Origin of the sequence: Williamwhitmania sp., from assembly GCA_035529935.1 — a bacterium.
In the GTDB taxonomy this organism is placed as follows: Bacteria; Bacteroidota; Bacteroidia; order Bacteroidales; family Williamwhitmaniaceae; genus Williamwhitmania.
The window spans coordinates 1-9,253 of sequence record DATKVT010000163.1 but is presented as its reverse complement, the minus strand read 5'-3'; the positions used below and the strand labels follow the sequence as shown (position 1 = coordinate 9,253).

Here is a 9,253-nt window from a genome sequence, read left to right as displayed (position 1 = left end):
GACGTTATCAACACTACCGGAAGGAGAAAAGCAGCGGTTGCTCGTGTTTACGTTGCTGATGGCAAGGGGGTAATTACTGTAAACAGCAAGCCGATGGAAGTATACTTCCCATCGAAAGTTTTACAGTACATTGTTAACCAGCCCCTAATGCTTACTAGCAATGAAAACAAGTTCGACATCAAGGTAAACCTTGAAGGCGGAGGAGTTAAGGGACAAGCAGAAGCGCTTCGTCTTGGTATTTCTAGAGCCTTGGTTGAAATTAATCCAGAGTTCCGTCCCGTTCTGAAGCAGCACGGTCTGATGACCCGTGACCCACGCGAAGTAGAGCGTAAGAAACCTGGCCAACCAAAGGCAAGAAAGAGATTCCAGTTCTCTAAACGTTAATCTTTTCTTTTTATCCTTTCAAGCAGAGCAAAACTTTCAGGACTGCTTTAGAAGCACTACCAGAAGGTTGCAAATGGGAATAAAATTATCGGGACCAAGACTGCTTGCTACCTGATAATTGAACTTTAAAAAAAATAAAAAATGCCACGTACAAATTTCCAAGAATTACTCGATGCCGGTGTACATTTCGGCCACTTAAAAAGGAAATGGAATCCCAAAATGGCTCCTTACATTTTCATGGAGCGTAACGGTATTCACATTATCGATCTGCACAAAACTGCCGTTAAGGTTGACGAAGCAGCCAATGCTCTTAAGCAAATTGCAAAATCAGGTCGGAAGATTCTGTTTGTTGCAACCAAGAAACAGGCAAAAGATATTGTTTCTGAAAAAATTAAGCAAGTAAACATGCCATATGTTACCGAGCGCTGGCCCGGTGGTATGCTTACCAACTTCCCCACCATTCGTAAGGCCGTTAAAAAAATGGCCAATATTGACAAGTTGTTCAGCGATGGAACCTTCAATAACCTCTCCAAGAGAGAAAGACTTCAGGTTGCTCGTCAGCGCGCTAAGCTAGAAAAAAACTTAGGTTCTATTTCTGACTTAACCCGCCTTCCTGCAGCGCTTTTCGTAATCGACGTACAGAAAGAATACATTGCTGTAAGGGAAGCCAAAAGGCTAAACATCCCTGTATTTGCAATGGTTGATACCTGCTGTGATCCAACACCGATCGATTTCGTAATTCCTGCCAACGACGATGCATCTAAGTCCATCGCTCTTATCGTAGAACTTGTAGCAAAAGCTATCCAAGAAGGTCTAGAGGAAAGAAAAGCCGAAAAGGACAAGGACACTGACGATCAACCTAAGGAAAAGAAAGTTGAAGGCGTTAAGACCAGAGCTCGGAAAAATGCGCCAAAAAAAGAAGAGGTTGAGGGCGAGACTGAAGATAAAGCCGAAGAGGTTGCTGAAGTAAAAGCCGAAGAGGTTGAAAATTCAGTTGAGGAAGAAGAATCTTAAACTTAATTAAAACGAAATAACATGGCTCAAATTAGTGCCGCCGATGTTGCGAAATTAAGAAAGATGACCGGCGCCGGAATGATGGACTGCAAGAAGGCGCTGGAAGAAGCTAACGGCGATTATGAAAGAGCGCAGGAAATAATTCGCGAAAAAGGCAAGCTCATTGCCAGCAAGCGCGCCGACCGTGAAGCAACCGAAGGTGTTGTTTTCTCCAAGGTGTCTGCTGACAACAAAAAGGGCGTTGTAATCTGCCTAGCTTGCGAAACCGATTTCGTTGCTAAAAACGCTGATTTCATCGCTCTGGCTAACCAAATTCTTGATATCGCTCTCACTAATACTCCTGCAGACCTCAATAGTCTTCTTGCACTCAATGCTGGTGGAAAAACTATTGGAGACCTGGTTACCGAGAAATCTGGAATTACCGGTGAAAAGTTCACCTTGGCTTACTACCAAAAACTGGAAGCCGCTTTCTGCGTTCCTTACATCCACATGAACAACAAGTTGGCCACCTTGGTTGCCTTCTCCAAAGTTGTTCCTATAGAAGTAGGTAAGGATATTGCCATGCAGGTTGCAGCAATGAACCCGGTAGCGATCGACAAGGATAGCTGCCCCGCTGAGGTAATTGAAAAAGAGCTGCATATTGCTCGCGAGCAGGTTCGCTTAGAAGGAAAACCGGAGAATCTAGTTGAGAAAATTGCTCAAGGTAAACTTGGTAAATTCTTCAAGGATAGCACCCTTTTGTCTCAAGATTTCATTAAGGACAGCAAAATGACTGTTGATGCATACCTCAAGGGTGTAGATCCAGCAGTTAAGGTTGCCGGCTTCAAGAGATTTACGCTCAACGACTAACCATTTACACTCATATAGAAAGAGGGCTCATTGCCCTCTTTTTTTTCGCGCTATCGAACGATTTTTTCAATATCTTTAAACAAAAAAATGCTGAAGTATAAGCGGGTACTGCTAAAACTAAGTGGCGAATCGCTACAAGGTGACCAAGGCTACGGCATCAGCACCGTCATGCTAAATGCCTACTGTAAAGAAATTGCATCGGCTGTAAACCACGGAGCACAGGTTGCCATTGTTATTGGAGGTGGAAATATTTTTCGTGGGCTCTCCGGTACCACCAAGGGGTTCGATAGGGTAACTGGAGATCAAATGGGCATGCTTGCCACCGTTATTAACAGCCTAGCGCTCGAATCAGCGCTGACAAACCACGGATTAAAAGCTAAAGTTCTTACTTCTATTCGAATGGAGCCAGTAGGCGAGTACTATAGTGCTCACAAAGCAAGGGAACTGCTCAACAACGGAGTTGTAGCCATTCTCGCTGGTGGCACAAGCAACCCATTCTTTACTACCGATACGGCAGCAGCCCTACGCGGTGTTGAAATAGAGGCAGATGTTTTGCTTAAAGGTACCCGTGTTGATGGAATTTACACCGCCGATCCTGAAAAAGATCCAGCTGCAACGCGCTACATCAACCTCACTTTTGAAGAGGCCTACAGCAAGCAGCTAAAGGTTATGGATCTTACCGCATTTACCATGTGCGGAGAGAATAACCTACCCATTGTTGTTTTCGACATGAATAAGCCCGATAACCTTTCGAAAGTAATTTTGGGCGAAAATATTGGGACATTAGTTAAAAAATGAATATTTTTAGCCAACCTTCTGAAATCCACAGGTTATGAATGATGTAAAGGATATCCTAAACCAGACGAGGCAAAAGATGGAAAAAGCCGCTGTGCACCTCGAAAATGAGCTTATTACCATCAGAGCCGGCAAGGCTAGTCCCCACGTTCTCGATAATGTGATGGTTGACTACTACGGAACCATGACCCCCCTAACCCAGGTGGCCAGCGTAATTGCGCCCGATGCAAGAACAATTACCATTACACCCTGGGAAAAAAAGATGATTGACCCCATTGAGCGCGCAATTTTAGTTGCCAACCTTAACCTTACCCCCCAAAACAATGGAGAGCTAGTTCGCATTATCGTACCTGCTCTTACCGAAGATCGGCGTAAGGATTTGGTAAAAATGGTGAAGCACGAAGGTGAGAACGCACGCGTTAGCATCAGAAATGCACGTAGAGAAGGCAACGAAGCCATCAAAAAAGCCCAAAAAGATGGTATTGCTGAAGACATAGCTAAGGATGCTGAAGCCGAAATGCAGAAGTTGACCGACCAATTTGGGAAGCGCGTGGATGAAATCCTCGATAAGAAAGAAAAAGAGATTCTAACAGTATAAGAAAAGCGGCTTTCGCCGCTTTTCTTTATTCTACGACGTTCATTTTTAATGATTTTGCTGCCAGAGATAATCGTTGAACATAATCGCCCGGCAAAATAAGATGATGATTCCCAAAGGGATTATTTCGAAAATAGCTAACGGCACTATTCGATAATACTAGCTCAACCTGCGTCCTGCAAGCTGCTTTCAACTTCGGTATTCGCTTTACCACGGCTTTGGTGATAAAAATCTGGCTTAACGTATTGTTTACTCTAAAAAGGGTTACCTGTTTGGCGTGAATATTTCCTCGAACAGCTAACCCTTCGTCTGTTTCAAAGTGAGTGTCTAACTCAAAGTCTGTTAGTAAGTTCAAGGGTACTGCGCAATGTGCAAATAGCCCAATATTACCACCCACGCTAACCGTATTAGCCATCCAAGGAACCGTACCGCAAACTTCACGCGAAAGCATCATGCCTGCGGCGCTGCAAAGGTCGCCCTCACATCCTGCCGTAAACAAGTCGCCGTTAAATTTCGATAAGGCCAAACAAGCCGACACTTTACATTCGGTTACCATTGGAAAACACTCTACGGTAATGGCATCAAGGGTGTGTTTCGAAATGGTTAAGGCCAGCTGTTCATAAACCTTTCCTGCATCAACCACCTTTTGCTTTTCCTGCAACTGTGTTCCAACTTTGTAGGTCTCGGCAAAGTAGGCCGGAACATTAAGGTTGTCCCGAGATGGAATCTCACTCCAGTCAAGCTTTACAAGTTCTACGCCTAACTTTGTGTTTAAGATAAATGGTGAAACATTGCTTGCAACCAACCAGTCCGAAACGTTTCCAATTAATCCCAAACGCTTCCCTTTTAGTTGAAGCAATCCATTTTTAACATGGTATAGGTCTTCCACAATACTCTGCAGCTCTGGCTGTTCCAAATCGCAAATCATGGAAGAAATTTGATTCTGATTACACCAAGCCTTTACCTCTGTAGCGGCAGCGTAGGAGTTGTCATCCTTAGAGGCTATGAGCAGGTAAAACCTAAACTCATCAATTTGGGCAACCGCTGCTCGCTCTGCACCACCGCTCAGAAAAAGAAGAATATCCGGTCGTTCTGCAACAAACTCAACTTGGTCCTTATTTAAAATATTTAGAAATCGCTTTTTACCTCGCGTATAAACAGCCTCCTCAGCGTTAGCAAAGGCAAGAAGCTTAACTCGGAGTTTTTCCATTTGCTTAATCAGGTTAATTGTTAATTATTTCAAATGCGGCCTCAAGATAACTAAAAATATCGTTGGGATGATGTTCCGTTCTAAGCTTGCTACGCTCGTGACCAAGCCTTACTACAACCATGTTTTCTGAAGGAACAACAAAAATATATTGACCTAAAATACCTCTGGCATAGTATACCTGATGGCCTTTGTAGCGAATAAGCCACCATTGGTAGCCATAGAAATTAACCTGTTTGCCATTCTCGTCCACCAGTAACGTATCCGGCAAAACCATCCGAGCAATGTATGTGGAGTCCACCAACGTTTCGCTGCTCTTGGATTTTCCATGGTTCAATACCAGCAACCCCACCCTTGCAAAATCACGTGCAGTGGCATAGAAGCAACAGTAGGCCTTAGGCATTCCACCCTTCGCATCTAAGCTCCAGAACGCACTTCTAACGGCACCCAATGGCTTCCAAAGTTTTTGAGATGCATATTGCGCGAGGCTTACATGGGTGGCGCCCTCGAGCACCATGGCGAGCAGCTGTGTATTACAGCTCTGGTATTCGAAAATTCTTCCCGGAGCCTCCTTAGTAGTGAGCGCTAGCATCTGGCCACGCAAATTAGTGCCATAGTATGCCCTAGTTACAGGGGCAAACAGTGAACTATAGCCTTCGTCCCACTTAATTCCTGAACTCATGGAGAGTAGATCAGAGATTCGGACTGCACCTAGCTCATTGCCTTTTAGCTCTGGCAAATAGGTTGAAATAGGGTCGTCTACCGAGTGAATTGCTCCATCCGAAATAGCACTACCAATAAGCAACGACACAATGCTCTTTGTTGCCGAAAACGCATTGGATAACGAGTCGCGACCACCATCGAGGAAATAGTGTTCATAGTGAACCGAGGAGTCCTTAACGACAATAAATGCGGTGGTCCTGTATGAATCCAGCTGCTTCAGGAGCGAATCAGGTAAAGGCTTTTCAGGCATCTTGCTTTGTGGGATGTCCTGACCTTTCCCCCAAGATGCAACAACGGCTTTGGGAAAAATATCCCCGTCGTAAATATCGGGTTTTTGGTAAATCAGCGCCTTAAAAACATACCTGGTGGAGGGCATAATCGCTAAATCGGCAACTAAGACAAATAGTGCAGCACCTAAAATGATTAATATTTTTCGCATGAGAATTGGTTTTCGGTTTTTTGCAATATAGGGAAATAACACTATGTCGGAATCCACATGCTTGAAGTTAGCTGAACGCAAATGTTTGAGAAAATGTGGAACAGTCGGCCCTTTCCAACTAAAGACTACAATAGTTACAAATATCTGGCGTTCCTGCACCAGACAATGAGGCTTGTCTTGCACTATTGAAAAATGAAGACCTCCACCCTTGCGACAAATCTACTGAAAGATACCCCATCGCCTCAACCTCCTTGTCCATGCAGCAAAGGGCTAGGGTGCCATTCCATGAAATTACCGCGGTGCTCCAAAGTCGAAAACAGGGTAGATTAAAAATTGACCTTCTGTTTTTAAAGTTGTAGCGTGAATATTGTTGATTGTTTGGTAGCAGATGCTCTCTATCTATGCCACGATGGAGATGCAGCGTTTTAAATTCAAAAGCATCAGCGCCAGCGGCTAATGCCTGCTGCCTAATAACCGATAAGCTATGCTCGTTGGCAGAGGTCACCAGTGACTGAATAACTATTCGAGGGAATAAAGTTCTTCTGCTCTTGCGTGCGGCGACCATCATTGCCACAGCATTCCATGCTCCCATTAAGCTTCCGCCACGTCGATAGGCAAGGTATTCCTCCTCGGTTGCTCCATCGATGGAGAAAATAATCTCCTTTAAACCGGAGTTCACAAGTTTATCAGCAATTGCTTCTGTTAGTAGCAATCCGTTGGTTGACATGGAGGTAAATATTCGTCTGGACGAAAAGAGCGCGACCATCTCTGTCAAGTTCGGATTTAGGAGTGGTTCGCCCTGAAAATAGAGGTTCACCCAGACAGCTCGCTTTGCTATGGTGTCAAGAATTTGCCTTAGCGTTTCCATTGTCATTGCTCCCTTTCCGCGATGCAATTCGCCAGTTCCAACAGGACACTCTGGGCATGCCAAATTGCAGCCACAAGCAGGCTCAACTGTAACGAAGGAGGGCCTTGACAACACAACTGGACGCCGCAGTAGAATAGAGAGGCCATAACCAACATAAACCCCCATAAGGTTTAGCAACCTGATGGGGGTAATACTTTTTGCAATGCCCAAGAAGCGTCGCATGTAAAATAGTAATTAGTTGTTGTCGAGAATCTCAAGCAACTCGTCAAGCTTTGGGGTAAGAATAATTTCGGTCCGTCTGTTTTTTTGGCGAGCTTCAGCGGTCTTTGCCGGGTCAACTGGCAGATATTCACTTCTACCGCTGGCAACAACGCGCTTGGGATTTAACTTCTTATTCTGCAAAAGAATTTTTACAATAGCGGTGGCACGCTTCACGCTCAAATCCCAGTTATCGGTAATTTGTCCCTTCCCTTTGTAAGGTACATCATCGGTGTGGCCTTCAATGTTTACGTTAATATCGGGGTTAGCCACCAACACATCGGACAACTTTTTAATGGCCTCGGCACCCTTGGGATCAACCTCCCAACTTCCCGATTTAAAAAGCAACTTCTCCTCCAGCGATACATACACCTTTCCATTTTGCACCCTCACCGTAAGTCCTTTGCCTTCAAACCCGAGCAGTGCATCAGAGACTTTTCGTTTAAGCGCGGCCACAACCGAATCTTTTCGGTGCAGCACCTTTTCCAGCTCAAGTAGCCGAGCATTTCTAGACTCCAAATCAGCCTGTAACTTTGTTAGATTGGTCTGCATCTTATCCAAATCGCTCTTGCGTTGGTTGAGCTTACGCTCCAACTCCCGAAGCGCGTCTTCACGTCGCTGCAGTTCAACTTGATTCTCCTGAAGTTGGCTAAGTAACTTTTTGGTTTCAACAGAATTGCTACTCAGCAAGCCATTTTGAGCCGCCTCCAAATCGGCATAGCGTTTTTTCAAATTCTCGTTATCTTGCATGAACGCCAGGTTCTCCTGTGCTAAGCGCGTAGAGTCGGCAACCAGATGGTCCACCTCCTTCTGCAAAACATCGACCTTGCTCCGCAGCTCCTGATTTTTCACGTTGACCGATTGGTTCTCAACAGAAAATCGTTCCCGTTCCTCTTCACATTTTTGATTCTTGTCCTGTAATGTCTGAAACTCTTTTGCAGGAACGCAAGAGAAGACAATAATGCTGGTTAACCCAACTGCTAAAATGCCAATCGACTTCCTCATATTGCTGTTTTTCAATGGTAAAAACTCAATGTTAATACAAACCTAAACCATTTTCTAAAATTACGCAAAACCATTGGATATGGAAACTACTCCCACCTATATTCGATTTCTACAACAGCTCTATTTTTTAAATTGGCCCACAAGGCCCGATTCGCTTATTGCTAATAATGTGTAAATTTGAACCCGTTGAACAAAGCAGAAAAATGATGGTTAAAGTTTGTTATATGGCTTGTTGTATAGCAACAGATTATATACTGAGTCGTTTAAACCACATATTACCTCTGCTCCAACCATAAAAAAATGTCAGGGCATTATCCTCTTTTGGAAAATATAGATACCCCCTCCGACCTAAAGAAGTTAGAGGAAGATAAGCTTGTGCAAGTTTGCTCCGAACTTAGGGAATTTATAATCGATTCGGTTTCGGCAAATCCGGGCCATTTTGGTGCAAGTCTAGGTGTGGTAGAACTTACCGTGGCCCTTCATTACGTATTCAACACTCCTGAAGATAGGCTGATTTGGGATGTGGGACATCAGGCTTATGGGCATAAGATACTTACTGGTCGACGTAAACAGTTCCACACAAACAGAAAATACAATGGACTAAGCGGCTTTCCCAAACGAGGTGAAAGCATCTATGATGCCTTTGGAGTTGGTCACTCCTCAACTTCCATTTCTGCCGCTCTCGGCATGGCCATTGCTGCCCAACAAAAAGGAGAAAGCCGGCAGGTGGTTGCCATCATTGGCGATGGCTCCATGACTGGGGGTATGGCCTTCGAGGCGCTTAACAATGCGGGCATCAGCAATGCCAACATCTTGGTAATCCTCAACGACAACAACATGGCTATTGACCAGAACGTTGGGGCGCTTAAAGAATACCTTCTTGATATTACTACCTCAAAAACTTACAACAAGGTTAAAACCGATGTGTGGAATGCTCTTGGAAAGTTAAACAACCTTGGACCCAAGGCACGCAGGGTTGTTCAGAAGGTAGAAGGTTCCATTAAATCTGCATTGCTGCACAAGAGCAACCTGTTTGAATCGCTTAACTTCCGCTACTTCGGGCCAGTGGACGGCCATGATGTGGAGTATCTAGTTAAGATTCTAAACGACTTAAAA

General features: G+C 44.5%; 10 protein-coding genes. 6 read left to right on the top strand and 4 right to left on the bottom strand.

Features of this window, described 5'->3' with window-relative positions; all coding sequences use genetic code 11:
- The 5 genes from rpsI to frr form a co-directional block, all read left to right on the top strand.
- The coding region (gene rpsI, locus VMW01_12300) for a 30S ribosomal protein S9 (GenBank protein ID HUW07032.1) at positions 1-384 on the top strand (384 nt) is incomplete at its 5' end.
- Between the two features lie 141 nt (positions 385-525).
- Positions 526-1,398, top strand: a complete 873-nt coding sequence (rpsB, locus tag VMW01_12295) for a 30S ribosomal protein S2 (GenBank protein HUW07031.1) — start codon at positions 526-528, stop codon at positions 1,396-1,398.
- A gap of 21 nt (positions 1,399-1,419) precedes the next feature.
- On the top strand, positions 1,420-2,247 hold the full coding sequence (gene tsf, locus VMW01_12290) for a translation elongation factor Ts (GenBank protein ID HUW07030.1): 828 nt from the start codon (positions 1,420-1,422) through the stop codon (positions 2,245-2,247).
- Positions 2,248-2,334: 87 nt separating this feature from the next.
- Complete coding sequence (pyrH, locus tag VMW01_12285) at positions 2,335-3,045, top strand: UMP kinase (protein ID HUW07029.1); 711 nt, start codon at positions 2,335-2,337, stop codon at positions 3,043-3,045.
- Between the two features lie 34 nt (positions 3,046-3,079).
- Positions 3,080-3,640 (top strand): ribosome recycling factor, encoded by a 561-nt coding sequence (gene frr / locus VMW01_12280; protein ID HUW07028.1) that lies wholly within the window; start codon positions 3,080-3,082, stop codon positions 3,638-3,640.
- A gap of 25 nt (positions 3,641-3,665) precedes the next feature.
- On the opposite strand, the gene VMW01_12275 is transcribed toward frr, so the two are convergent.
- The 4 genes from VMW01_12275 to VMW01_12260 form a co-directional block, all read right to left on the bottom strand.
- Positions 3,666-4,847, bottom strand: a complete 1,182-nt coding sequence (locus VMW01_12275; GenBank protein HUW07027.1) for a hypothetical protein — start codon at positions 4,845-4,847, stop codon at positions 3,666-3,668.
- Positions 4,848-4,860: 13 nt separating this feature from the next.
- Positions 4,861-6,006: a serine hydrolase gene (locus tag VMW01_12270; GenBank protein HUW07026.1), complete on the bottom strand. Its 1,146-nt coding sequence runs from the start codon at positions 6,004-6,006 to the stop codon at positions 4,861-4,863.
- 118 nt (positions 6,007-6,124) lie between these two features.
- Positions 6,125-7,096 (bottom strand): radical SAM protein, encoded by a 972-nt coding sequence (locus tag VMW01_12265; GenBank protein ID HUW07025.1) that lies wholly within the window; start codon positions 7,094-7,096, stop codon positions 6,125-6,127.
- A gap of 12 nt (positions 7,097-7,108) precedes the next feature.
- Positions 7,109-8,137: an OmpA family protein gene (locus tag VMW01_12260; protein HUW07024.1), complete on the bottom strand. Its 1,029-nt coding sequence runs from the start codon at positions 8,135-8,137 to the stop codon at positions 7,109-7,111.
- Between the two features lie 300 nt (positions 8,138-8,437).
- On the opposite strand from VMW01_12260, the gene VMW01_12255 reads away from it, so the two are divergent.
- On the top strand, positions 8,438-9,253 hold an 816-nt coding region (locus tag VMW01_12255; GenBank protein HUW07023.1), incomplete at its 3' end, for a 1-deoxy-D-xylulose-5-phosphate synthase N-terminal domain-containing protein.